Raw genomic sequence first — 24,995 nt, 5'->3', positions numbered from 1 at the left:
GCGGCGGGGGCGGCGTAGCGTCGGGGGCATGACTTCCGGCGGCATGGACCATCGCGCCGAGGTGCGCGAGTTTCTCTCCACGCGGCGCGCCCGCCTCACCCCCGACCGGGCCGGGCTTCCGGCGTTCGGCGGCAACCGCAGGGTGCCGGGTCTGCGCCGCGAAGAAGTCGCGCTGCTGGCCGGAGTGAGCGTCGATTACTACACGCGCCTCGAGCGCGGCGATCTTTCCGGCGCTTCCGAGAGCGTGCTCGACTCCCTCGCCCGCGCGCTGCAGCTCGACGAGGCCGAGACCGCGCACCTGTTCGATCTGGCCCGCACCGCCAGCGCATCCCCCTCGTCTCGCCGTCCGCGCCGAAAGACGGATGCCGTGCGGCCCAGCCTCCAGCGCCTGCTCGACGCGATGACCGAGGCGCCGGCGATCATCCGCAACAACTACTACGACTACGTCGCCGCCAATGCGCTCGCGCGCGCCCTCTACGCGCCCGTGTTCGCCGAGGCGGCCCCGAACAGCGCGCGGTTCGCGTTCCTGAACCCGGCGGCGCAGGAATTCTACCCCGAGTGGGAGAAGAACACCCAGGAGCTCGTCGCCTCGATGCGCGGTGAGGCGGGGCGCAACCCCTACGACCGGCGGCTCACCGACCTCGTCGGCGAGCTGTCGACCCGGTCGGATCGCTTCCGCACCCTGTGGGCCGCGCACAACGTGCGCTATCACCGCAGCGGGGTGAAAAAGCTCCACCACCCGGTCGTCGGCGATCTCGAGCTCACGTACGAGGCCTTCGAGCTGCCGGCCGACCCCGGGCTGACGCTCTCGACCTACACCGCCGAGCCCGGCACCGCGTCAGCCGACGCGCTCAAGGTGCTCGCCAGCTGGGCGGCCTCGACCGACCTGCCGGCACCGCGCTCGGGCATCCCGGCCGACTGACTCCCTGCCGCGCGGCCACTGCGGCGCATAACTCAGGCAATCCGAGCCGGTACCCGCCGCCGACCCCGGAATTCCGCGGGTCACGGCCGCCAGCCACCCAAACTGCCTGAGTTATGCGCCCTGGACACCGACCACCCCGGCCCGGACCCCGGTGCCGGGAGCCCGAACCCCGGACCAACCGGTGCGCCGCCACCGCCCACCACTGCGGCGCATAACTCAGGCAATCCGAGCCGGTACCCGCCGCACACCCCCGGAACTCCGCGGGTCACGGCGGCGAGCCACCCAAACTGCCTGAGTTATGCGCCCTGGACCCCGGACGCCCAGACCACCCCAACCCCCAACCCCCACCCTCACGCGGGGGCGAGGGCGGGTGTCGCGGGGAACAGCACGCACAGCGAGAACCAGCGGTCGTCGGTGGTCACCGACAGGGCGCCGCCGTAGGCGAGCGCGGCGGTCTCGATGTTGCGCAGCCCGTAGCCGTGGCCCTGGCCGCGCTGGCGGGTGACGATGCGGTCGCCGTCGCGCAGCAGCACGCCGTCGAAGGTGTTCTCGACGCGCACCATGGTGAAGTCGTCCTGCGAGAACACCGCCAGGCGGATGGTGCGCAGCTGCCCGGGCGGGAGCCGCGAGGCCCCTTCGATCGCGTTGTCGAGCGCGTTGCCGACGAGCGAGGTGAGCTCCATCGGCCGCATGAACGACAGCAGCCGGCCGTCGGCGACCACCGACACCTCGATGTCGCGTTCGCCGGCGCGGGCGAGCTTGGCGGTGACGATGGCGTCGAGCACGTGGTTGCCGGTGCGCACGACGGCGCCGTAGCGGCGGATCGAGTCCTCGAGGTCGTCGAGCATGCGCGAGCGCGTCGACGCGTCCTGCTCGGAGCGGATCGCGTCGAGGTGGTGCTTCATGTCGTGGTGCTTGCGGTTGACCTCGTCGATCGTGCGCCGGGTGATCTCGTACTGGTCGTGCTGGCTGCGCAGCAGCTGCGCCATGGCCTCGGCGTCGCGCCGCGCCACCGCCTCGTGGTGCACGCGCAGCTGCACGTGCAGGGCGATGTAGCCGCAGAGGTCGACGAGGGTGCGGATGTAGAGGATCTCGGTGCCGAAGCGGCCGCTGAAGGGGGTGTCGGCGCTCACGAAGCTGAGGTTGGAGATGCCGAAGGTGGCCACGGCGATGGCGACGGCGCCGATCAGCTGCGCCCCGCCCACGTCGAGGCGGGCCTGCCGGTTGAACTGCCGGTGCTCGGCGAAGGCGACCCCGGCGAAGATGGCGCCGTAGACCAGCAGCGCCGCCAGGGTCTGCACGACCGGGTCGACGCGGCCGCCGTAGTAGCGGTCGATCTGCCAGAACCCGGATGCCGCGAGCTCGGCGAGCACGAAGGTGCGGGCGGCGACGAATCCAGCGCCCCGGGCCGAGGTGTCCAGCGCCAGGTAGACGAAGGCGAACATGGTGGCGGCGGCCACGAGCATGCCGGGGATCCACCACCCGATCGACAGGGTGCCCGCCCACAGCTGCACGGCCAGCAGCGCCGCCAGGGCCACGATGCAGAGTGCGGCGGTGGTTCCCAGGTGGAAGCGGCGCCGGGCGATGACGACGTACACGACGCACGCGCCCCATTCGGCGATGGCGGTGAGGTAGCGGGGGATCTCGGCCAGCACGGGGCCGATGACGTCGGTCATGCCGAGATGCCGCGCGAGCCGATGTGCTCGGCGAGCGCCGCGTAGAACTCCCGTTTGCGCGGGCGACTGATGGGCAGGCGTCCGCCGCCGCGGATGCGGCAGTCGTTGCCGTCGATGCCGGTGACGTGCCGCAGGTTCACCAGCAGCCCGCTGTGGCAGCGCATGAAGCCGCTCTCGGCGAGCTGGGCCTCCATGGCCTTGACGGTCGTGGCGATGCTGAACATGCCGTCGAGGGTGTACAGGTCGATGCGGTGGCGCACCGATTCGATGTAGCGGATGTCGTCGACGGCGATGCGGTGGTGCGCGCCGTCGGTGGCGGTGAACAGCAGTTCGCGGCGCGGCCGGCGGCGCAGGCGCCCGAGGATGCGGGTCATCTCCTGCTCGAACGAGGCGTACGAGACGGGCTTGAGCAGGTAGCTCAGCGCGTCGACCTCGTAGCCGCTGACGGCGTAGTGCGGCGAGCTGGTGACGAAGACGATGATGACCTCGCTGTCGACCTCGCGGATGCGGCGGGCCGCGGTCATGCCGTCGACACGCGGCATCTGCACGTCGAGGAACAGCACGTCCCAGTCGGGGCGGTAGTCGGCGATCACGTCCGCGCCGTCGTGGAACGCGCCGACGTGGAAGCGCTCGTCGTGGGCGCGCTGGAAGCGGTCGAAGTGCGACAGCAGCCGTTCGATGGCTGTCGCGTCGTCCTCGACGATTCCGATGCGGATCATCCCGCGCCCTCCGTCTCTGTCAGCTGAAGCCGACCACTCTGCGTGCCACATGGTAGGCGAGGCTGGTCGCCCGGCGACCGGCCTGCCCGGGCAGGTTGCTCGTGGTTCCCAGGAGCGTGCGCCGCATGCGAGTGTAAAGCCACGGGCTCTCGGCCCTCACCTCGCGCCAGAAGCGATCGCGCTCGCGCAGGTGCGCGGCGGTGCCGCCGCGGGCGAGGGTGGCGCTGGTGACGGCGCAGACCCCTTCGAGGTGATGCAGCAGGGCGCGGTGGAGCTGCAGCGGCACCTCTCCGCCGGCGACCTGCTTCTGGGTGGGCAGGGCGGCCAGGGCGAGCCGGTTGACGCGCAGCTGCTGGTCGACCCGGCGCACCATCGTCTCGGGCGCGACCGACTGGCCTTCCCGCCCGATGAAGTAGCGGTACAGCGGGATGGGCAGGTACCGCATCCGGCGCACGAGCGACAGCGGGGTCATGACGAACAGGTTGTCGACGTAGAAGGTGTGCTCGGGCAGCTGCAGGCCGCTGTCGCGCAGCAGCTGCGTGCGGTAGACGATCGCGTGCATCATGAGCACCTGGCGCCGGCTGAAGCGCTCGGTCTCGTCCCACGTGAACACACGGTCGGCGGGGAAGACGGAGTCGAAGCGGGCGATCCGCGGGGTCTTGCCGGCACGCTCGTGCACGAAGTCGGTGAACACCGCGTCGACGTTCTCGCCGCGGCGCTCGAGGTCGGCGAGGTGGGCCAGCAGGGTGCGCAGCGAGGGGATGTCGAGCCAGTCGTCGGCGTCGAGCACCTTCAGGAAGGCGCCGCGCGCCACCGCGAGTCCCGCGTTGATCGCGCCGCCGTGGCCGCGGTTGCGCTGGTGGACGACGCGCACCGAGCGGGGGTTGCGCGCGGCCCACGCGTCGGCGAGGGTGCCGGTGCGGTCGGTGGAGCCGTCATCGACGATGACCACTTCGAGCCCGTCGACGGTGCCCAGCTCATCGAGCGAGCGTCCCAGGTACGCCTCGGCGTTGTACGCCGGGACGACGACGGTGAGAAGCGGCACGTCCTCCAGCCAACCCGATGACGAGATCACCGCGTCGCACCCTCGGCCGTGTTTTCGGCGATCTCGACGGTGACGGGCACCTGGCGGAAGATCACCTTGAAGATCGGGTAGAACACCCAGAACGAGATGGCCGAGTTGATGATCATCGTGATGACGTCGGCCACGACCGATCCGGTGGTGCCCCAGCCGAGCGTCTCCATGAAGAAGTCGTAGATGGGCGCCTTGTAGAAGCCCTGCGCGGCGGCGGCGAGGAAGGTGATCGCGATGTAGGCGATCGTGTACCAGAACGCGGCCGTCCACACCGAGGTGTTCGACTTGAACGTGATGTTGCGCTGCAGGAAGAAGTTGATCACCTGGGCGATCAGCAGCGTGATCTGCACCGCGAGGAAGTAGGCCAGGCCCCCGCCGCCGCCGGGGAGCGGACCGGCCGCGTAGTCGAACATGTAGTACTGACTGCCGTCGACGTTGGAGCCCAGCGGCAGCACCTGGAAGCCGACATCGGTGAGGTCGGTGAAGCTCGCGAAGCCCCAGCGGAAGATCGGCATGAGCGCCAGCTGCAGCACGGTGACACCGTTGGACAGCAGCAGGAACATGATGAACTTCGACAGTTCGGGGCGTCCGGTCTGGAAGCGGCCCCACCAGTTCTTGATCGCGGTGAACATCAGGCACTCCTGTTCGTGGCAGCGGCGTCGAACGCCTTCTTCGTCGCCTTCTCGTCACGGCGGCCCCCGAAGTAGGCGCTCACGACACGGCCGAGGCCGCGGAAGGTCTGGCCGTTCACGAGGGTGAGAACGGCCGCGGTGAGCCGGCTGGTGGCCAGTCCCCCGCTCATCTTGGAGATGACCCGGAACGGCCCGTTCAGCAGGAACAGGATGTTGAGGTCGGGGGCGCCGGCGGCTTCGGCCTTGCGTCGGCGGGAGTCGAGGATGCGGTAGGCACCGCGCGCGAGCGGGCTGCGCGCGGCCGAGAGGCGGTCCATCGGGTCGTTCTCGCCCAGCGGCCCGGCCGCCCAGGTCGAATCGGGCACGGGACGGCCCAGCAGCGCGGCGAACTCGGTGTCGTCGAGCCCGCCCGAGACGGCGCGGGCGGATGCCAGGTCGTCAGCCAGCGCCGGCAGGTCGACCCCGTCGCGGGTGACGGCGGCCCGCAGCGGCAGGTCGCGCACGTGCGAGCCGACCGCGACCTCGTAGGCGCCGGCTTCGACGCGCCAGCTGTCGCTGGGGACGTCGAAGAACCGGAAGGTGCGCGCCGAGAAGGGCAGCCGCACCCGCTGGGACTCGCCGGGCTCGAGGAGCACCTTGGCGTAGCCCTTCAGCTCGCGCGCCGGCCGCACCACGCCGCTGGCGTCGGTGCGGCCGATGTAGAGCTGCACGACCTCGCTGCCGGCGCGCGCGCCGGTGTTGGTCACGGTGACGGCCGCGCCGTCGCCGTCGACCTCGAGGTCGCGGTAGGCGAACGTGGTGTAGCTCAGCCCGAACCCGAACGGGAAGGCGACGGGCGCCTCGGCGGTCTCGTAGTGCCGGTAGCCGATGAACGGCCCCTCGCGGTACTCGGCGGTGCGGGCGAGACTCGGGAACCGCTCGGCGGCGGGGGTGTCGGCCAGGGAGACGGGCATCGTCTCGGCCAGGCGCCCGCCGGGGTTCACGACGCCGGTGAGCACGTCGGCGATGGCCTCGGCACCGGCTTGCCCGCCCAGGTAGGCGTGCAGCACGGCGGCGGCATCCGAGATCCACGGCGTCTCGACCGCGCCGCCCGCGCTCAGCACGACGACGGTGCGGGGGTTCACGCGGTGCACCTCGCGCAGCAGCCGCACCTGCTCGGCGGGCAGGGCGAGCGAGGCCCGGTCGAGGCCCTCCGACTCGGCGATCTCGGGAAGGCCGAGGGCGAGCACGGCGACGTCGGCGCGGCCCGCGAGGGCCACCGCCTCGCCCAGCAGGCCCTCGTCGGCGCGGCCGTCGCGGCGGAAGCCCTCGGCCACGCCCCGCACCTGCACGGTCGAGGCGCCGAGCGCCTCGACGAGGGTGGGCACGCGGGTGGCGTTGACCAGTGACGAGCCGGCGCCCTGGTAGCGGGGCGCGGTGGCGAATGCGCCGATGAGGGCGACCGAGGTGTCCGCGGCGAGCGGCAGCAGGTCGTCGTCGTTGCGCAGCAGCACCGCCGATTCGGCGGCGGCGCGACGGGCCAGGGCGTGGTGCGCGTCGAGGTCGACGGTGGCGGGCGCCGCCGCGGTCACGCGGCGCACCAGGTCGATGAACTCGGCCACGCGGGCGTCGAGGTCGGCGACGTCGAGCGCGCCGCTGTCGACGGCGGCGACGATGGCGCGCACCGAGTCGAAGCCGGGCGAGGGCATCTCGAGGGTGCCGCCGGCGGCGACGGCCGCGACGGCGTCGTTGCTGCCGCCCCAGTCCGAGACCACCGCGCCGTCGAAGCCCCACTCGCGCCGCAGGATGTCGACGAGCAGGTGCGCGTTCTCGTGGGCGTACGTGCCGTTGACCAGGTTGTACGACGACATGATGCCCCAGGGGGCGGCTTCGCGCACGACGATCTCGAAGGCGGTGAGGTAGATCTCCCGCAGCGTGCGCTCGTCGACCACCGAGTCGCTGACCATGCGGCGCAGCTCCTGGCTGTTGACGGCGAAGTGCTTGGGCGTGGCGGCCACGCCCTGCGACTGGATGCCGCGCACGTAGGCGGCGGCCAGACGGCCCGACAGCTCGGGGTCTTCGGAGAAGTACTCGAAGCTGCGGCCGCCCAGGGGGCTGCGCTTGATGTTCAGGCCGGGGCCGAGCAGCACGCCCACGCCCTGTGCCGACGCCTCGCGGCCGAGAGCGGTGCCGATCTCTTCGGCCAGCTCGTCGTCCCAGCTGCCGGCGACGGTGGCCGCGGTGGGGAAGCAGGTGGCCGGCTCCGAGCCGTTGATGCCGAGGTGGTCGGCCGAGCCGACCTGCTTGCGCACGCCGTGCGGGCCGTCGGCCAGCCAGACGGCCGGGATGCCGGCACGCTCGATGGCACGGGTCTGCCAGGTGTTCGCGCCGCTGAGCAGCGCCGCCTTCTCGAGGAGGCTGAGACTCGCGACGAGCTCGGTGGTGTCTTTCACGATGGGTCTTTCCTGGTGAAGGTCTTCGACGTCGATGTCGGCGAGGACCACTCCGCGCGCGGTGGGATCCGCACGCATCTTCATTCCATCCCGCGGGTGGCCGGACGGGACCGGCGGATGCGCAACCTGTCGCTTTGCGCGGTCATTCTGCGACACGGCGGGACCGGCCGCCGCGCGGGGCGCGGACAGGGTGCGCGCAGCTCATGACGAGGCCCCCGCGCCGCCTCCGGAGGGCGACGCGAGGGACTCGCGAGAAGTGGCTGCCGGGCCGGCGAGCAGACGTCCGCCCGGCAGCCACGGCTTACGCGGCGGCGGTGTTCCGCCCGCTGTGGCGACGCACCCGCAGCACCACCATCACGATCGCCGCGACGATGAGCAGACCCACCACCGAGGTGATGATGATCTGCCAGACCACCCACGCCGGCGGCGTGTAGTCCACCGTGGCGCCCGGGGCCAGTCCGTCCATCGCGTTGGAGTTCGCGACCGCGAACAGGATGTTGTGGGTCGCGTTGCGGATGTCGGTGACCGCCTTGGCCGACGACGAGTCGTTGAACGACTTCGACGGCTGGAAGGTGAGCATCAGGTCGGACCCCGCGTTGATGCCTTCGTTCGGGTTCATGTAGGGGTACAGGTTGAAGTCGGTGATCGCGAAGCCCTCGAAACCCCACTCTCCCCGCAGCACGGTGTCCATGAGGGCCACCGAGCCACCTGCCCAGGTCGCGCCGATGCGGTTGAACGAGCTCATGATGCCCGCCGCCCCGATCGTCGTGTCCGACACGGTGCCTTCGTCGTCGGAGAGGAACTTCACGTCCATGGTGATGTTCTTCACGCCCATCTCGAACGGCTTCAGGTAGATCTCGCGGATCGCCTGCTCGGTCGCCCAGGTCGCGATGCCGTTGTTGACGCGGTTGGTCTCCTGCTCGTTCATCGCGAAGTGCTTGAGCATCGTGTACACGCCCTTGGTGCCGATGCCGTTGGCGACGGCCGTGAGCATCTTGCCCGAGAGCACCGGGTCCTCCGAGTAGTACTCGAAGTTGCGGCCGCCGAAGGGCGAGCGGTGCAGGTTGGCCGCCGGGGCGTACCAGCCGTTGATGTTCTTGAAGATCGCCTCGTTGCCGAGCATGACGCCCATGGCCGTTCCGAGGTCCACATCCCACGTCTGCGCGATGAGCACCTCCGACGGGTAGGCGGTGCCGTTGATCGACGAGTTGATGAACGACGAGAAGCCGGCGGGACCGTCGGGCTCGAGCGTCTGGGGCTTGCCGATCGATCCGATCGCACCGGTCTGGTAGGCGCCGTTGAGCAGCATCCCCGACATGTCGCCGACGTTCAGCGAGTCGAGCAGCTCGTCCCACTTCGGGTCGTCCTTGGCCAGGCCCCGCATGTCGATGAGCGACAGGTCGGTGCCGGCACCGGTGGTGGGCATCTCCCCCTCGAACGCCTCGGCCGCGCCCTCGTGGTCCCACACGGCGAAGCCTTCGGCCACCGCGTCATCGGCGACGAGCAGGTCGCCGGTCGGCGCGGTCGGGAAGGTGCCCGCGAAGTCGGCACGCGACATCACCGGGATCTTGCCGGCTTCGCCCTCGGTCGTGAACTGCGCCGAGACGTCGTCGAACTGGTTGGTGACCTCTTCGAGGTCGGACGCCCGGTGGTCGTCGCCCGTGTAGACGACGTCGTCGGCCACCGCGTAGGTGAACGGCGCGGTGCCGGCGGCGACGGTGTGCGAGTCGCTGCGGAGGCTGAGCACGTAGTCGCCGGCTTCCAGCACGTAGGCCTGCTCGCCGAGGTAGTCGTACGAGGCCATGTCCTCGACGGCGATCTCGATGGTGACCTGCTCGGTCGCGCCCGGCTCGATCGTGCCGGTCTTGGCGAAGCCGCCCAGCACGACGGCCGACTTCTCGATGCCGCCCGGGGTGTAGGGGGCCGAGTAGTACAGCTGCACGACATCGCGGCCCGCGACGGCACCGGTGTTGGTGACGTCGACGGTGACGGCGATGGTGCCGTCCACGTCGCCGGTCTGGGTGCCGGCGACCGTCCACGAGAAGTCGGTGTAGCTCAGGCCGTAGCCGAACGGGTAGACCACGGCGTCGTCGTAGTCGATGAAGCCCTCGACGGCGGCCGTCTCGTAGTACCGGTACCCGTAGTAGATGCCCTCGGCGTAGTTGACGAACGGCGCCTCGTCGGTGACGGTCGCGTTCGACGTCGCGCTCTCGGTGACCGGCACCGGGTAGGACGGGTTGACGTTGTCGTACAGGAAGCCGCCGAAGTTGGCGAAGGTCGGGTCGGCGGTGAAATCGGCAGCCCACAGGTCGACGGTGCGACCCGACGGGTTGACCTCACCGGTGAGGATGCGGCCCAGCGCGTTGAACGCGGTGGCGCCGGGCGAGCCGGCCAGCAGCACGGCGTCGATCTCGGGGTCGGCCTGCAGGTCGCCCAGCTCGACGGTCGTCGAGGCGTTGACCACGACGACGACCTTCTCGAAGTTCGCCTCGACCAGGGCGAGCATGTCGCGCTCGTCCTTGTTGAGCTCCAGCTGGTGCTGACCGGGCTCGGCGTTCTCGTCCCAGCCGGTCATGTCCTGCGTGAGGTCGCCGCCTTCGCCGCCGGGACGGCCGATGAAGACCACCGCGGCGTCGCCGTACTCACCGAACGTGGATGCCTGTGCCTCATAGCCCGACACCGGCAGCTCGCCGATGTTGTAGGTCGACACGTCGGGCTTGTCCATCTCGATGTAGCCGCGCGGGTTCTCGGCGGCGAACGTCTCGATGGTCGTGTAGACGGCGTCGTTGACGGTGAAGCCCGCGTTCTCGAGACCCATCCGCGCCGTGACGGCGGAGTTGGTGTCGACCGATCCCGAGCCGGAACCGCCGTACACGGGGTCAGCTGCGGCGCGGCCGAACATCGTGACCGCTCCGCCGGATGCCAGCGGGAGTGCGGCCGCGTCGTTCTTGGCGAGCACGATGCCGCCGGCGCCGATCTGCTCGACCAGGTCGAGCGCGGCGGCGTCTACCTCGTCGAGGTCGGCGTAGTCGGCCGCGTAGTAGTCGGTGTCCCACCCCTCGGACTTCTCAGAGTTGGTGAAGGTGTAGGTGCCGGAGCCGAGCTGTGAGGCGATCCATCCGGTCGCGACGTTCATGGCGACGTTGGCCACGACGGTCACCACGGTGACCAGCGCGAGCACGGGGATCCAGATCGCGAGGTACTTCTTGTTGGACATCGGCGCCTTGGCGGCCTTGTCCCGGGTCTTGCGGGCGTTCACGTCTCGTCTCCTTCGGTGATGTGAATGCGTCGGGGTCTGGGTGGGCGTGGGGCCGCCCACCCGACACGGAAGGTCGGGCGGGCGGCGCGGCGCACGCCTACTCGGAGACCTGCGAGATCTTTCCGTCCTGATCGATCTGCCAGGTCTCGCCGGTGGCGGCGGACTCGGCCTCGATGACGTACTTGCCTCCGCTGATGTTCACGGTGCCGGTCACCCGGTCCGCGGCATCCGACTTCACGAACGGCATCACGAGGAGACCGTACTTCTGCGTGGGCTGCTTGACGTCGCCCGCCAGCATGACCTGGGTCCAGTCGGGGTTCTCGGCGAGGGCGTCCTCGACCGCCTGGCGGGCGGTCTCGAGGTCGGCGGCGACGTCGCTCGTCTCGGACTGCGTGCTGCTGTTGCTGCTTCCGCCGTTCGAAGAGGTCGAGTTCGCGGAGTCCGTCGCGCACCCGGCGAGGCCGAGGGCGCCGGCGCCGAAGAGGACGGCGGCGAGGACGCCGGCGCGGATCTTGTTGCTGTTCATGGTTCTGCTCCTTTTCATTCTCGGCGCGGATGCCGGTCCGCACCGAAACCGGTGGGCCCGGGGGTGGGGGGGGGGGGGGGGGGGGGGGGCGGCGAAGGGGCCGGGGATGCTCCCCCGGCCCCTTCGCGTGAGCGGCGCGTCAGGCCTTGGCCTTGGCGCGTCCCTTCGCGGTCTTCACCGTGGTCACGGTGCCGGTCGCGGCCTCGCTGTCGGCCTGCGTGCCCTTACGGGCGGCGCGCACCTCGTCGAACGAGGTGCCGTAGTACGCGGCCTCCATGATCGTCTCCATGTCGGCGATCATCGGCATGCGGGGGTTGGCCGGCGCGCACTGGTCGCCGTAGGCGGCCATCGCCAGGTCGTGCAGACCCGCGATGAACGTCGTCTCGTCGACCCCCTGCTCCTGGAACGACCGCTGGATGCCGACCCGGTCGCGCAGCTCCTCCACGGCGCGGGCGTAGCTCTCCACGCCCTCCTCGGGGGTGGATGCCGGCAGGCCGAGGTGCTGGGCGATCTCCTGGAAGCGCTCGGGCGCGATGTAGCGCTCGTATTTCGGCCAGCTCGTCAGCTTCGTGGGGATGCGCCCGTTGTAGCGGATGACGTGCGGCAGGTAGGTCGCGTTGGTGCGGCCGTGGGCCAGGTGGTAGGTCGCGCCGGTCACGTGCGACATCGCGTGCACGATCCCGAGGAACGCGTTGCCGAACGCCATGCCCGAGATGGATGCCGCGTTGTGCATCTTCTCGCGGGCCTTGATATCGGCGGCATCCGTCGAGTTCGGCTGCGCCTTGGCGGAGCGCTCGATGTTCTCGAAGATCAGCTTGATCGCGTGCAGGCACAGGCCGTCGGTGTAGTCGTTGGCGTAGACCGACACGAACGCCTCGGTGGCGTGGGTGAGCGCGTCGAACCCGGCGTCGGCGACGAGGAACCCGGGCAGCTGCGCGGTGAGCACCGGGTCGATGATCGCGACCGAGGCGGTCAGCGCGTAGTCGGCCAGCGGGTACTTCATGCCGGTCTCGTCGTCGGTGATGACGGCGAACGGGGTCATCTCCGAGCCGGTGCCGGACGTCGTCGGGATGCACACCAGCTTGGCGAGCTTGCCCAGCTCGGGGAACTTGAACGCGCGCTTGCGCACGTCGAAGAACTTCTCGCGCATGTCGGAGAACTCCACCTCGGGGTTCTCGTAGAGCAGCCACATCACCTTGGAGGCATCCATCGGCGAGCCACCGCCGAGGGCGATGATCGTGTCGGGCTGGAACTGACGCATCTGCTCGGCGCCCGCCTTGACCTCGGAGACCTTCGGCTCGGGGCGCACGGTGTTGATCAGCTGCACCTGCACGCGGTTGTCGCGACGGTTCAGCACGTCGACGATCTTGTCGACGTAGCCGAGCTTGGTCATCGTCTCGTCGGTGACGATCGTGACCCGCTCGACGCCGCGCATGTCCTGCAGGTAGCGCACGGCGTTCGGCTCGAAGTAGGTCTTGGCCGGCACCTTGAACCACTGCAGGTTGTTGTTGCGACGACCGATGCGCTTGACGTTCAAGAGGTTCACCGCCGAGACGTTGTTGGAGACCGAGTTGTGTCCGTACGAGCCGCAGCCCAGGGTGAGGCTCGGCATGAAGGCGTTGTAGATGTCGCCGATGCCACCGAGCGCCGACGGGCTGTTGGTGATGATGCGCACCGCCTTGACGACCTCGCCGAACTTCGCGATGAGCTCCTGGTCGTTGGAGTGGATGGCACCCGAGTGGCCGAGGCCGTCGAACTCCACCATCTGCCGGGCCAGCTCGATGCCCTCGGCGGGCGTCGCCGCGCGCAGCACGGCCAGCACGGGGGCCAGCTTCTCGCGGGTGAGCGGCTCGTGCGGGCCGACGCCGGTGACGTCGGCCAGGATGATCGAGGTGTCTTCGGGCACGGTGAAGCCGGCGTTCTCGGCGATCCACTGCGGCGACTGACCGACGACCTTCGGGTTGAGCTTCGCGCCGGCGCAGTTCTCGCTGTTGGCGGTCACCCCGAAGATGAACTCCTCCAGCATCCGCTTCTCGTCGGCGTTGGCACGGTAGGCGTGCAGCCGCTCGAACTCGGCGAGGGCCTCGTCGGCGATCGGGGCGTCGAGGATGACGGCCTGCTCGCTGGCGCACACCATGCCCATGTCGAACGACTTCGACAGGACGATGTCGTTGACGGCGCGGCCGACCTTGGCGGTGCGCTCGATGAAGGCGGGCACGTTGCCGGCGCCGACGCCGAGAGCGGGCTTGCCGCACGAGTAGGCGGCGCGCACCATGGCGTTGCCGCCGGTGGCGAGGATGAGCGCGACACCGGGGTGGTTCATGAGCTCACCCGAGGCCTCCATGGAGGGCTCTTCGATCCACTGGATGCAGCCCTCGGGGGCGCCGGCGGCGATCGCGGCGTCGCGGACGATGCGGGCGGCCTCCGACGAGCACTTCTGGGCGGAGGGGTGGAAGCCGAAGACGATGGGGTTGCGCGTCTTCAGCGCGAGCAGCGACTTGAAGATCGCCGTCGAGGTGGGGTTGGTGACCGGGGTGAGGGCGCAGATGACGCCCACCGGGTCGGCGATCTCGGTGATGCCGGTGATCTCGTCGTGCGCGATGACGCCGACGGTCTTCTGGTTGATGATCGAGTTGGTCACGTGCTCGCAGGCGAACATGTTCTTGACGGCCTTGTCTTCGAACAGGCCGCGACCGGTCTCTTCGACCGCCATGACGGCGAGATCGCCGTGGTGGTGGAGGGCTGCGACCGACGCCTTGCGGACGATGTGGTCGACGTGCTCCTGAGTGAAGTCCGCATACTCCGTCAGCGCGCGCTGCGCTTTTTCGACCAGAGCATTGATCGAGGTGGACATGGTCTGTGTCTCCTACCCGGGCCACGGTGCGCCGCGCCCTTCTCGGTTCGGTCGGGATGGGCTCCCGCCCTTCTGGCCCCATTATGCTCCCTGTGGTCAGACCATAGAGCCGGGAAAAACACCCGACTTCTGAGAGCCACAAAAAGACCAGGTCAGCGGCGAGAAGAAATCACGCGCGGCGGCGACGCAGCAAGGCGGATGCCACGGCGACGAGCGTGCCGACGGCGACCCCGATGACGGTGTCGAGCATCCGGTCGCGCAGCAGCACGACGGGGTCGGCGGGAACGGCGAGCTCGACCATCAGCAGCGCCAGCGGCGTGACGAAGAGCATCGTGATGCCGTAGTTGCGGCTGACGTAGAGCTCGGCGCCGGCCTGCAGCAGCACGGCGACGAGCACCGTGACCAGCGGCGGCAGGTGCAGAGCCAGCAGTCCTGCGGCCACCGCGATGCCCAGCACGGTGCCCAGCAGCCGCTGCACGCCGCGGATGACGCGGGCGTTGAGCTCCGCTCCCCCGAGCGCGGCGACGGCGGCCACCATCGCCCAGTACCAGTGGTTGCCGATGAGGAACAGTCCCGCCAGTCCCGCCAGCGCCGCGCCGATCGCGACGGTGAGTGCGACATCGACGCCCCGCGCGACGACGCCGGTCGCGGCGGCCGGATGCCGGGTGCCCCGCGGCGGGGCGATGCGCCACCCGCCGCGGGCCAAGGCGATCACGGTCGAGACGGCGACGCCGAACGCGGCCGAGGCTCCCCCGACGACGAGCACCACGAGGAAGGAGCCGGCGGTGGCGGGGAGGCTCGCACAGGCACCCGCGGCGAACACGGCGAACAGGCCGCCCGGCGGATGCCAGCGCCAGACGTGCGCGATGAGGGTGACGATCGCGGCGATGACGGCGACGATGCCCACGCGTGCGGCATCCGGCAGCCCTGCGAAGGAGACGAGGGTGCCGAGCATCATGCACGACAGCAGCGTGACGCCGGCGGCGGCCTGCATCCGGATGCGGTCGGCGTACGGATCGAAGCGCCCGTAGAGGCTCGCGAACGCGCCGAAGCTGGCGTAGACCGACAGGTCGAGCCTCCCGAGGGCCCAGAGCACGAGCAGCGGCACCGCCAGCGAGAATGCCGCGCGCAGCGCGACCCGGTGATCGCCGCGGTGCGGGGCGATGCGGATGAGGCCGGTCATGATCCGCCCCTGAGTCTCCGCCACCCTTCGATCGTACGCTCGGCGCCCTCGCGCCGGCGGCGCGGGCACGGCAGGATCACCGTATGGGGACACGCGCATCGGATCGGGATCGGAGTCGGTGGGCGCACCGGGGACGGTGGGGACGGTCGGGGTTCGCCCGCTACGTGGCCTTCATGCTCGCCGTGGCCGGCTGCCTCGTGCTCGCCGCCGAGGTGCGGCTGGTGGGCGACGCCGTCGAACGCATCGGCCTCACCGCGTTCTACGCGCAGCCCGCCGACGCCGCCGACGGCGAACCCGGCTCGATCGTGCGCCGCACCGAGCTCGAGGGCACCCCCGCCGACGCCCGGGCGTGGCGCCTCATGTACCGCACCACCGACCTGAACGGTGCGGCGGTGGTGGCCACCGGCATCCTCGTCGTGCCGCTGGATCCGCACCCCGGCCCTCGCACCGTCGTGGCCTGGGGCCATCCCACCACCGGCACCGATCCCGACTGCGCGCCGTCGCGCTCGTTCGACCCGTTCGAGCTGATCGAGGGGCTGCGGTTCCTGCTCGACCGCGGCTACACGGTGGTCGCCACCGACTACGTGGGCATGGGCACCGACGGCCCCGACTCGTACCTCGTCGGCGCGACGGCCGCCCACAGCATGCTCGACGCCGTGCGCGCCGCGCAGCACGTCGATGCGGCAGAGGCGGGCGATGAGGTGATCCTGTGGGGCCACTCCCAGGGCGGCCAGGCCGCCCTGTTCGCCGCCGAGACCGCCGGGGCCTACGCCCCCGAGCTCACGGTGACGGCGGTGGCGGTCGCCGCGCCCGCGGCCGACCTCACGGCGCTGATGGCCGACCACCTCGACGACATCTCGGGGGCGACGATCGGCTCCTACGCGTTCCGTGCGTTCAGCGAGGTCTATGCCGATCGGGGCGCCGACCTCGCGACGATCCTCACCCCGGATGCCGTCGCGATCCAGCCCGAGATGAATCGGCTGTGCCTGCTCACCGACCTCACCGAGCTGCACGCGCTCGCACAGCCCGTCGTCGGCCGGTTCACCGCCGCCGATCCGACGACGACGGAGCCGTGGAAGACCCTGCTGGCCGAGAACTCCGCCGGCGCGACGCCCTTCGGCGCCCCGCTGTTCATCGCGCAGGGCCTGTCGGACGAACTCGTGCTGCCGGCGGCCACCCGCGCGTTCGCCGCTCACGAGGCCGAACAGGGGATGGATGTGACGCTGCACGAGATCGATGGCGCCGTGCACGGCACGATCGCCTATCTCACGCTGCCCGCGCTCATGTCGTGGTTCGACGACATCGGCGTCTGACCCCGCCGCAGACGGCGTCGGGCCCGACTCAGGGCTCGGGTGTGGCTCAGGCCTCCGGGGCGGCAGACTCGCTCAGCGCGCGCTGCGCTTCGCGTTCGGCGCGCTCGGCGGCTCCCGCGGCGAGGCCCTCGTCGAGCGAGGTGAGAATCCGCACCGTCGCGGCGACGTCTTCGGGCGTGCCTGCCAGCTCGAACTCGTAGAGGATCGGCCGGTGCGAGACGCGCGCGAGCTCGCGCGCCGCGGCCTGGTAGTACTCGCCGAAGTTGCGGTTGCCCGATCCGAGGATGCCGATGAGGCGCCGCCGGTTGGTGGACGAGCGCAGGAACCGGCGCACCGGGGCCGGGAGCGTCGCCTCGGCCGCGTTGCCCGCCTTGTACGACGGCGTGAGCAGCACCCATGGGCCCGACACCTCGCCGGCGCGCACCTCGGCGTCGGCCAGATCGCGGATCGGCCGGCCCTGCCGAGCCAGGTGCTCGGCGAAGCGGCGCGTGAGGTTCGACACGGACGAGTAGTAGTAGACCGGAACCTTGCTCACGCCACCAGTGTGCGTCGTCGGGCCCGGCTGCGGGGCGGCCTATGACCGGGAAAACGACGTGGTCAGCGCGTGAGCGGCGCGCGATGCTTGCCCGCGCGCGCCCGTGTCTGCGACGCTGAGCGAGGCGACCGGGCGGCGCCGCCGCGGAGGGGGCACAGCGTGACACGGGAGTTCGAGTTCACGATCGACCTGAACGGCATCGAGCCACCGTTCCGCGTGGACGATCGGTTCGTGCTGGAGCCCACGGCATCCGCGGCGTCGCTGCTGCCGACCTGGCTGCCGCGGCTGTTCCCCGCTCCCACCGAGACCGCGCCGCCGCCGACCACCAATCCGATCCCGCTGCCGCGCACCGGGCCGGTGTTCCAGATCGTGCTCGACGGCGCCCACCACGGCGTGCTCCACACCGACGACGGCGACGTGGGCGTGGCGCTGCGCACGCTCGCCGCGGGCGAAGCCGCCGACGACGGCGTCTTCCGCGTCGTCTCCCTGTCGGCCGGTGCCGCCCGGGTGGTCTACGACGCAGGCGAGGACGCCCCGTGATCCGCCGAGCGGCCGCGTCGGGGTCGGGGTCGGTGCCCGTGCCCGCGACACCGGCCTCGACGGTGACCCTGCGGATGCTGGAGCGGGAGCTGGATGCCGCGCGGGCGGCGCGCGAGTCGTACATCACGCGCGGTGTGGCCGTGGTGACCACCGCGGGGGCCCTCGTGGCGATCTTCCTCGGCGTCGCCGGGCTCGTCGCCGGCGCCGCCGCACCCCAGGTGCCCGCGCCGGCGGCGCTGGAGCCGGCCACGCTGTCGCTCCTGGTGGCCGCGGTGATCGCCTTCGTGGCGAGCGGGCTGGTCACCACCGCGATGCTGTGGCCGCGGCCCGGCACGGCGCTCACCGACGACACGCTGCGCACGTACGCCGGGGAGGAGTTCCTTCGGGTGTCGTCGCTGCACATGGAGCAGCACCTCATCACCGCCACGCTCGACAGCGTGGTCGACACGCGGCGCACGAACGCCGTGCTGGCGTGGACGCTCATCTCGGGGCTCGCCCTGGAGACCCTCGGCGTGGTGCTCGCCGCCGTCGCGGTCGCCCTGCTCGTCGGAACGGTGTTCGCGTGACGGGCGCGGCATCCGCAGATCGTCGCGGCACCGCACCCGTGGCCACCCTGTCGACCGGTCGCGTGCGCGGAGCGACACTGGGTGGCGACGGCACCGCCGAGGTCGTGCGCTTCCTCGGCATCCCCTACGCGCAGCCGCCCGTCGGCGCGCGCCGGTTCGCGCTGCCGCTGCCGCCGGCGCCGTGGGAGGGCGAGCGCGACGGCACCGCGTTCGGGGCGACCTCGCCGCAGCGCCCCTACCCCGAGGCGACCGCGGCGCTGCTGTCGACGGTGGAGATCCCGGGCGAGGACACCCTGACGGTCAACGTGTGGGCAGCCGCCGATGCGGCCGATTCGCCCGTGGTGCTGTGGATCCACGGCGGGTCGCTCGAGCGGGGCACCGCCGCGCTGCCGGGCTACGACGGCGAGCGCTTCGCCCGCAACGGCATCGTGTTCGTCTCGCTCAACTACCGGCTCGGCGCCGAGGGCTTCTCGGTCTTCGACGACGCTCCGGCCGACCTGGGACTGCACGACGTCGCCGCCGGGCTGGAGTGGGTGCACCGTGAGATCGCCGCCTTCGGCGGCTCGCCCGCGCGCATCACCCTGATGGGCGAGTCGGCCGGCGGCGCGCTGGTGGCGGCACTGCTGAGCCGGCCCGACTCGCGCCCGCGGATCGCCGGTGCGATCATCCAGTCCGGTCCGCTCGAGGCCGTGACGCGCGAGCGCGCCGCGCGCGTCACCCGGCAGATGGCCGAGGTGCTGGGGGTGGAGCCCACGGCATCCGCGTTCCGTGCTCACTCCCCCGACGAGCTGCTCGATGCCCGCGCCCGGCAGTCGGCGGGCTCGACGCCTCTGAGCGGCACCCCGGGCTACACCCTCGCCGTCGACTCCGCGGCGCTTCCCGCCTCACCGCACGCGGCACTGGTCGACGCCGACGTGCCGATCCTCATCGGCACGAACACCGAGGAGTACCGGCTGTGGCTGGATCCCGACGCGCTGGCGGCCATCCGCCGCGTGAAGGCGTGGGCGGCGCGGCTGGCGCTGCGCATCCCGCGACGCGCCGTGCGCGGCGTGCGGGCGGCGTTCCCGCACGCCTCTCCCGGCGAGGTGCTCGGCCAGCTCGTCACCGACCGCCTGCTGCGCGCACCGGCCACCCGCCTGGCCCGCGCACGCCGCGCCGACACGTTCGTCTACGAGTTCGCGTGGCGCAGTCCGGTGCGCGCACTCGGCGCCGCGCATGCCGTCGAGATCGGCTTCGTCTTCGGCGACGTGACGAGCCCGGATGCCGTCGCCCTCGCCGGCGCGGACGCACCCGCGAGCCTCGCCGACGAGATGCACGGCGCCTGGGTCGCCTTCATCCGCGACGGCGCGCCGGGGTGGCCCGCCTACGGCGCCGAGCGCTGGACGCGCGTGTTCGACGAGGCGTCCGAGACGACCCGGCAGCGGCGCGCCGACGTCGTGGATGCGGTGTGAGGCGGGCCTGCACGTGCCGGGGCGTTGTGTCAGCGGGGTGAAGAGGGAGAGGTGAGGCGGCGATGGCGATGAGCGAAGCGCAGCGGGTGATGGCCGACCGGGTGCGCGCCGTGCTCTCGGACGAGCCCGCCCTCACCGAAAAGGCACTTTTCGGCACCCGGGCGTTCCTGCTGGACGAGCGCATCGTGGTCGCCGTGTTCGGTGACGCGGGGCTGCTCGTGCGGGTCGGCGCCGACGACACCGAGGGGTTCCTCCTCGAGCCCGACGCGTCACCGGCGGTGATGGGTCCGCGGCGGCGCGAGATGGGTCCGGGGTGGCTGCTCGTCGACGGCGAACGCCTGACCGACGACGAGCGACTCCTCTTCTGGGTCGACGCGGCACGGGAGTTCCACCGCTCGCAAGGGTGACGTGAGGGCGCCGGGGCGGGGTGCGGACGGGGCCCGTGCCGTGGGTCAGGCGCGGTGGGTCAGGCGCGTGGTCAGGTGCCGCAGAAGGCGCGGTGCCGCGGGGCGTCTGCCGGGGCCGGGGCGGCGAAGCGGCGGAACTCGAGCGATACGCGCTCGGTGTACGGCTCGCGCAGCAGGTCGACGAGCGTCTCGAAGGGCCCGAGGTCGCCCGCCGTGGCCGCGGCCAGCGCCTCCTCGACGAGGTGATTGCGCGGGATGTACACCGGGTTCACCGCCCGGATGCGTGCGGCGCTCGGCGCGAGGGCGCCCCAGCGCGCCAGCCACCGGTCGAGGGCGGGGACCGCGCCCAAGAACCTGTCCCGTACCGGCCGCTCGTCGCCGTCCGCCGCGCGTGCGAGGGCGCGCCAGAACCCCGTGAAGTCGACGCCGTGCTCGTCGAGCAGCGCGAGTGCCGCCGCCGTGAGTTCGTGCACCGCCGTCTGCGGTGCGCGGTCGTCGAGGCCGAGCTTCGCGCGGAACGCGGCGGACTCGTGGAACGCGTAGCGGGCGTCGAACGTCGCCACCGTCGCAGCGGCGGTCTGCTCCGCCTCCGCCGGGTCATCGGCCAGCAGCGGGGCGAGCGCCTCGCCCAGGCGTGCGAGGTTCCAGCGCATGATGGCGGGCTGCCGGTCGTAGGCGTACCGGCCGAACCGGTCGATCGAGCTGAAGAAGGCGCCGGGCTCGTAGGCGTCCAGGAACGCACACGGCCCGTAGTCGATGGTCTCGGCCGACACGGCCACGTTGTCGGTGCTGAGCACACCGTGGACGAACCCGACGCGCATCCACTGCGCGGTGAGCGCCGCCACGGCATCCACGATCCGTGTCAGCAGGGCGCGGTACGGATGCCGGGCGCCGGCCGCGCCGGGATGGTGACGGGCGATGACGTGGTCGGCCAGCCGCCGCAGGAGCGCCGGGTCGCCCTGCGCGCGGACGTATTCGAACGAGCCGAACCGCACGTGGCTCGCCGCCGTGCGCGCCAGCACGGCGCCCGGCAGCACCTCTCCGGCGTGGGAGCGGGGCGCTCCGGTGGCGACGACGGCGAGCGCGCGGGTGGTGGGGACGCCGAGCGCGTTCATCGCCTCGCCCATGAGGTATTCGCGCAGCATCGGGCCGACGACGGCGAACCCGTCGACGCGTGACATCGAGGTGGGGCCGATGCCTTTGAGGTGCAGGTCGCGCAGCCGACCGTCGGGTGTCCGCAGCTCCCCGAGCAGCGCCGCGCGCCCGTCGCCGAGGATCGGTTGGAAGACGCCCCACTGGTGCCCCGCGTACACCTGCGCGACCGCCGCGCCCGCGCCTTCGGCAGGCTCACCGGTGAGGAAGCGCACCCCTGCCGGCGAGCGGAGGTGAGCGGCATCCACCCCCAGCTCAGCGGCCAGCGGCTCGTTGAGCGCCAAGAGGCGGGGCCGCGGCGTGCGCACCGGGGTGACGGGGCGCGACAGCTCGGGGAACGCCTCGGCCCAGACGCGCTCGAGCACCGGCAGTGGCGCCGGTCGTGAGGTCGATGCCGCCGTGGCGACGGGGGTCACGTCGGTCATGGCGGCAGTGTAGGACGGCGGCGCGGCGCGCCCGCGTCAATGTGACGCCGCGGGACGCGAGGTTGCGGCCGGTGGCGCCGACACACGACGCACGCCGGCGTCAGTCCAACGTCACGACCGCACCGCCCCTCGCCACCGACGCCTGCGCTGCCTTCACGATCTCGACGGTGCGCACACCGACGCCGGCATCCGGCTGCGGCTGACGCCCCTCGCGCACCGCGGCGACGAACTCCTCGAGCAGCAGCGCATCGAGGTCGGAACCCACCGGGTCCCAGGTCTCGCCGCGGGCGTCGTGCCCTGCGATCCCCTTCGCGAAGGGGCTGACGGTCACCGTGCCCCGCTCCGCGACGATCTGCAGCGTGAGTCCGCCCCAGGTCGGCGAGCTCAGCGGCCAGCTCCACGAGCAATCGATCGTGGCGACGACACCGCTCGGGTAGCCGATCGTGACGAGTCCCCCGGTCTCGACGGCGAGATCGCGCTGGGCATGGAGGATCGTGTTCGACACGGCCCGCACGGACTGCGCCCTCTCCCCCAGCAGTTCGTCGAGCAGGTCGGCGCAATGCACCAGGTGGTCCACCAGCGCGCCGCCCCCCGCAAGCTCTGGATCGGTGAACCAGGCGCGGTCCTGGGGCAGGACGCCGTTGTTGATCCCGGTGACGCCGAGCACACGTCCGAGCCGCCCGCTGCGCACCTCGCCGAAGGCATCGCCGACGGCGGGGGCGAAACGCACGGGATACGCCACCATGAGGATGACGCCGGCCCGTGCCGCGGCCTCGCGCATCGCGATGGCGTCGTCGACGGTCGTGGCGAGCGGCTTCTCGCAGAGGACGTGGACGCCGGCAGCGGTCGCACGCTCAACGAGCGCGCGGTGCCGCGAGTTCTCGGCGGCGATCACCACCGCATCCGGCCCCCACGCGAAGGCGTCGTCATAGCTGTCGACATAGGCCACATCGATCTGGGCGGCCAGCTCCGCCCCCCGAGGCGCGTCGTCGGGCGCGCTCGAGCCGTCGGGGTCCGCAGCGATGAGCTCGACGCCGGGCATCGCCTTCAGCGCGTGCACATAGCTCAGCGCGTGGGTATGGGCGAAGGACAGGACCGCGATCCGCAGCGGCGAGGGATCCGTCATCGGCTGGCCTCCGCGGCCGTGGGGGCGGGAAGGGAGATCGCCGTGCCCGCGGCGATCGAGGCATAGGCGGCTTCGGTGACGGCCACGGCCTCGATGCCGTCGGCCGCGGTCACCCGGGCCTCGCGCTGCTCGGCGATGGCCGCGACGAAGTCGGCGATCTCGGCGTAGTACGGACTCTGCCGGGGCGACATGGGCGGCAGGTAGTCGGCGTCTCCACCGTCCGTCACCGCGTCGGTACGCAATGTCGTGTCCTCGGCGCTGTCGTAGCGCAGACGACCCTCGGAACCCGCGATCTCGACACTCGTCCGGAACGGCATGCCCGCCGCGACCCAACTGCCGTGAACGTGGCTGATGACCCCGCTGCGGTGCGTGAGCACCACGTGCGAGGTGACCGGCGCCGGAACGCGGTCGTCGACGGTCGGCGGGTTCTGCACCGCGTAGACCTCGGCGACGGGGCCGGCGAACCAGATCGCCTGGTCGATGTCGTGGATCATCAGGTCGCGGATCACGCCACCACCGGCCCGCTCGGAGAAGAACCAGGGGGCCTGCGGTGCCGCCCCCGCGCGGCTGAACCGCTGCACCGCGACGGTGCCGATGGCGCCGGCGTCGATGCGCTCCTTGATGCGTCGGTACTCGCCCATGTAGCGAACGACGTGGGCCGGGAACAGCCGGACCCCGGCTTCTGCCGCCGCCCGGGCGACGCCCGCCGCGATGTCGGCGGTCGGGGCCAGGGGCTTCTCGCACACCACGTTCCTGCCGCGCGAGATCGCCCGCAGCGCGAACTCGGCGTGCGTGCTGCTGGGGGTGACGATGTCGACGATGTCGACGAGTTCGATGAGCGCATCGACGGAGTCGACCACCGTGAAGCCGAACTCCTCGGCGACCTCTTCCGCGCCCGCCACCGAGGTCACATACCCGACGGCGCCGAGCGCGCGCCATGCATCGGCATGTACGCGCGATATCCCGCCGGCCCCGATCAGTCCGACCGTCAACGTGCTCACTCGTTCTCCTCAGTGGATTCGGACACAGCCGCGGACGCGCCGCGAAGTGGGGTGATCGGCGGCACGGGCATGTCGTCGATCCGATAGATCTCGGCGTTGTGGCGCTGGAAGGCGTGCACGAGGGCCCCGTGCGCTGCGGCCTCGGCGCCCAGTCGAGCCTCGGCGAGCGGCACGTGGAAGGGCAGTCCGAGGTGGTGCGGAAGCACGGCGCGCAGCGGGCCGAGCAACTGCTCGTGCGCCCCCGACAGTCCGCCGCCGATCACGATCATCGCCGGGTCGATCGTCATGATCAGCGTGGCGATGCCGTGCGCCAGCTCGTCGACGAAGGCATCCAGCTCACCCTGCGCGGCCACGTCGCCCGCCCGCGCCGCATCGAACACCTCGGCCGCCGTCGCAGCGGTCTGCCAGCGGATCTGACCGGTCTCGGTGTCGAGCCCTCGGAAAGCGAGGCGCCCGATGTCGCCGGCGGCGTTGTGGATGCCGCGACGCGGGCGACCGCCGAGGATCAGGCCCATCGCGATGCGGTTGCCGACGGAGAGGTAGATGACGTCATCGACGAGTTGCGCGACGCCGAGGTGGTGCTCGGCCACGGCGGCCAGTCGCACGCCGTTGTCGACGGCGACCGGGCATCCGAAGGCCTGTCGCAGCTGCGATCCGATGTCGATCCCCGACCATTCGGGGATCACGACCGACAGCGTGACCCGGCCCGCATCGTCGATGATGCCGGGCAGCGAGACGCCGATGGCGCGCACCTTGGACGCGGGCACGGACGCGCCCGCGAGCGTCTGTCGCACATCGTCGATGACCGCCGCGAGTTTGGCCGCGCCGCCGACGTAGTCCTCGACTCCGGCGAAGGTGCGCTGCATCGTCACCCGACCGGCGAGGTCGGCGAGGATGACGCGCACGCTGGCCACTCCGATGTCGACGCCGACCACGGTTCCCACCGCGGCGTGGAAGGAGTACCGGCGGGCGGGCCGGCCGGCGCCACTGCCGCTGTGCACCGGGGCATCGCCGATCAAGCCGGAGTCGATGAGCACGGCGACCGCGTTCTCCACCGATGTCCGCGAGATCTCCAGCGAACGCGAGAGCTCGGTCACGGTCGCGGGACCTGCGTCGCGAAGGTGCAGCGCCGCACGCGCCACGATCGACAGCGGGCTGGGCACGACCATGTGCGGTCCTCCTTGTTCGATGTCGCAGGCGT

Annotated in this window: 20 protein-coding genes; 6 read left to right on the top strand and 14 right to left on the bottom strand. The window is 71.4% G+C overall.

Annotation, left to right across the window (positions count from 1 at the left end):
- Window positions 1-43 precede the first annotated feature (43 nt).
- Window positions 44-922, top strand: a complete 879-nt coding sequence (locus N3K63_RS13185) for a helix-turn-helix transcriptional regulator (RefSeq protein WP_261580865.1) — start codon at window positions 44-46, stop codon at window positions 920-922.
- A gap of 350 nt (window positions 923-1,272) precedes the next feature.
- Here N3K63_RS13185 and N3K63_RS13180 read toward each other — a convergent pair whose 3' ends face one another.
- The 9 genes from N3K63_RS13180 to N3K63_RS13140 form a co-directional block, all read right to left on the bottom strand.
- On the bottom strand, window positions 1,273-2,598 hold the full coding sequence (locus N3K63_RS13180; RefSeq protein ID WP_261580651.1) for an ATP-binding protein: 1,326 nt from the start codon (window positions 2,596-2,598) through the stop codon (window positions 1,273-1,275).
- The gene (locus N3K63_RS13175; protein ID WP_261580650.1) at window positions 2,595-3,317 is read right to left on the bottom strand and encodes a LytR/AlgR family response regulator transcription factor; all 723 of its coding nucleotides are present in this window, start codon (window positions 3,315-3,317) and stop codon (window positions 2,595-2,597) included. The genes N3K63_RS13180 and N3K63_RS13175 overlap by 4 nt, the downstream gene beginning before the upstream one ends.
- Window positions 3,318-3,336: 19 nt before the next feature.
- Window positions 3,337-4,392, bottom strand: coding sequence for a glycosyltransferase family 2 protein (locus tag N3K63_RS13170; protein WP_261580649.1), 1,056 nt, complete (start codon window positions 4,390-4,392; stop codon window positions 3,337-3,339).
- Window positions 4,389-5,024: a hypothetical protein gene (locus N3K63_RS13165; RefSeq protein WP_261580648.1), complete on the bottom strand. Its 636-nt coding sequence runs from the start codon at window positions 5,022-5,024 to the stop codon at window positions 4,389-4,391. The genes N3K63_RS13170 and N3K63_RS13165 overlap by 4 nt, the downstream gene beginning before the upstream one ends.
- Window positions 5,024-7,534 (bottom strand): glycoside hydrolase family 3 C-terminal domain-containing protein, encoded by a 2,511-nt coding sequence (locus N3K63_RS13160; RefSeq protein ID WP_261580647.1) that lies wholly within the window; start codon window positions 7,532-7,534, stop codon window positions 5,024-5,026. Before N3K63_RS13160 ends, N3K63_RS13165 begins: the two co-directional genes overlap by 1 nt.
- A 223-nt stretch (window positions 7,535-7,757) precedes the next feature.
- Window positions 7,758-10,715 carry a glycoside hydrolase family 3 protein gene (locus N3K63_RS13155; RefSeq protein ID WP_261580646.1) on the bottom strand — a complete coding sequence of 986 codons (2,958 nt, stop codon included), beginning with the start codon at window positions 10,713-10,715 and terminating at the stop codon, window positions 7,758-7,760.
- 97 nt (window positions 10,716-10,812) lie between these two features.
- Window positions 10,813-11,241, bottom strand: a complete 429-nt coding sequence (locus N3K63_RS13150) for a hypothetical protein (RefSeq protein WP_261580645.1) — start codon at window positions 11,239-11,241, stop codon at window positions 10,813-10,815.
- A 139-nt stretch (window positions 11,242-11,380) separates the two neighbouring features.
- On the bottom strand, window positions 11,381-14,095 hold the full coding sequence (adhE, locus tag N3K63_RS13145; protein ID WP_261580644.1) for a bifunctional acetaldehyde-CoA/alcohol dehydrogenase: 2,715 nt from the start codon (window positions 14,093-14,095) through the stop codon (window positions 11,381-11,383).
- Window positions 14,096-14,264: 169 nt separating this feature from the next.
- On the bottom strand, window positions 14,265-15,302 hold the full coding sequence (locus tag N3K63_RS13140) for an FUSC family protein (RefSeq protein ID WP_261580643.1): 1,038 nt from the start codon (window positions 15,300-15,302) through the stop codon (window positions 14,265-14,267).
- A 149-nt stretch (window positions 15,303-15,451) separates the two neighbouring features.
- Between N3K63_RS13140 and N3K63_RS13135 the strand changes: the two genes are divergently transcribed.
- The gene (locus tag N3K63_RS13135; protein ID WP_261580642.1) at window positions 15,452-16,591 is read left to right on the top strand and encodes an alpha/beta fold hydrolase; all 1,140 of its coding nucleotides are present in this window, start codon (window positions 15,452-15,454) and stop codon (window positions 16,589-16,591) included.
- Window positions 16,592-16,637: 46 nt separating this feature from the next.
- Here N3K63_RS13135 and nrdI read toward each other — a convergent pair whose 3' ends face one another.
- Entirely contained in the window at window positions 16,638-17,126 is a 489-nt protein-coding gene (gene nrdI / locus N3K63_RS13130; RefSeq protein WP_261580641.1) for a class Ib ribonucleoside-diphosphate reductase assembly flavoprotein NrdI, read from the bottom strand.
- A 159-nt stretch (window positions 17,127-17,285) separates the two neighbouring features.
- Here nrdI and N3K63_RS13125 point away from each other — a divergent pair, with 159 nt between their 5' ends.
- The 4 genes from N3K63_RS13125 to N3K63_RS13110 all read left to right on the top strand — a co-directional run bounded on the left by N3K63_RS13125 (window position 17,286) and on the right by N3K63_RS13110 (window position 20,090).
- The gene (locus tag N3K63_RS13125) at window positions 17,286-17,666 is read left to right on the top strand and encodes a hypothetical protein (protein WP_261580640.1); all 381 of its coding nucleotides are present in this window, start codon (window positions 17,286-17,288) and stop codon (window positions 17,664-17,666) included.
- Entirely contained in the window at window positions 17,663-18,232 is a 570-nt protein-coding gene (locus N3K63_RS13120) for a hypothetical protein (RefSeq protein WP_261580639.1), read from the top strand. Before N3K63_RS13125 ends, N3K63_RS13120 begins: the two co-directional genes overlap by 4 nt.
- Window positions 18,229-19,683 (top strand): carboxylesterase/lipase family protein, encoded by a 1,455-nt coding sequence (locus N3K63_RS13115; RefSeq protein WP_261580638.1) that lies wholly within the window; start codon window positions 18,229-18,231, stop codon window positions 19,681-19,683. The genes N3K63_RS13120 and N3K63_RS13115 overlap by 4 nt, the downstream gene beginning before the upstream one ends.
- 68 nt (window positions 19,684-19,751) lie before the next feature.
- Window positions 19,752-20,090, top strand: a complete 339-nt coding sequence (locus N3K63_RS13110) for a TfoX/Sxy family protein (RefSeq protein ID WP_261580637.1) — start codon at window positions 19,752-19,754, stop codon at window positions 20,088-20,090.
- 71 nt (window positions 20,091-20,161) lie between these two features.
- Here N3K63_RS13110 and N3K63_RS13105 read toward each other — a convergent pair whose 3' ends face one another.
- The 4 genes from N3K63_RS13105 to N3K63_RS13090 form a co-directional block, all read right to left on the bottom strand.
- On the bottom strand, window positions 20,162-21,667 hold the full coding sequence (locus N3K63_RS13105; RefSeq protein WP_261580636.1) for a protein adenylyltransferase SelO: 1,506 nt from the start codon (window positions 21,665-21,667) through the stop codon (window positions 20,162-20,164).
- A 100-nt stretch (window positions 21,668-21,767) separates the two neighbouring features.
- Window positions 21,768-22,793, bottom strand: coding sequence for a Gfo/Idh/MocA family protein (locus N3K63_RS13100; protein WP_261580635.1), 1,026 nt, complete (start codon window positions 22,791-22,793; stop codon window positions 21,768-21,770).
- Window positions 22,790-23,794: a Gfo/Idh/MocA family protein gene (locus N3K63_RS13095; protein ID WP_261580634.1), complete on the bottom strand. Its 1,005-nt coding sequence runs from the start codon at window positions 23,792-23,794 to the stop codon at window positions 22,790-22,792. Before N3K63_RS13095 ends, N3K63_RS13100 begins: the two co-directional genes overlap by 4 nt.
- Entirely contained in the window at window positions 23,791-24,963 is a 1,173-nt protein-coding gene (locus N3K63_RS13090; RefSeq protein WP_261580633.1) for an ROK family transcriptional regulator, read from the bottom strand. The genes N3K63_RS13095 and N3K63_RS13090 overlap by 4 nt, the downstream gene beginning before the upstream one ends.
- Between the last annotated feature and the right edge of the window lie 32 nt (window positions 24,964-24,995).

It is taken from the genome of Microbacterium festucae, from assembly GCF_025421715.1.
Taxonomy (GTDB): domain Bacteria; phylum Actinomycetota; class Actinomycetes; order Actinomycetales; family Microbacteriaceae; genus Microbacterium; species Microbacterium festucae.
Note: the sequence above shows the minus strand (reverse complement) of the source record. Positions and strands in the feature narration are given on the sequence as shown.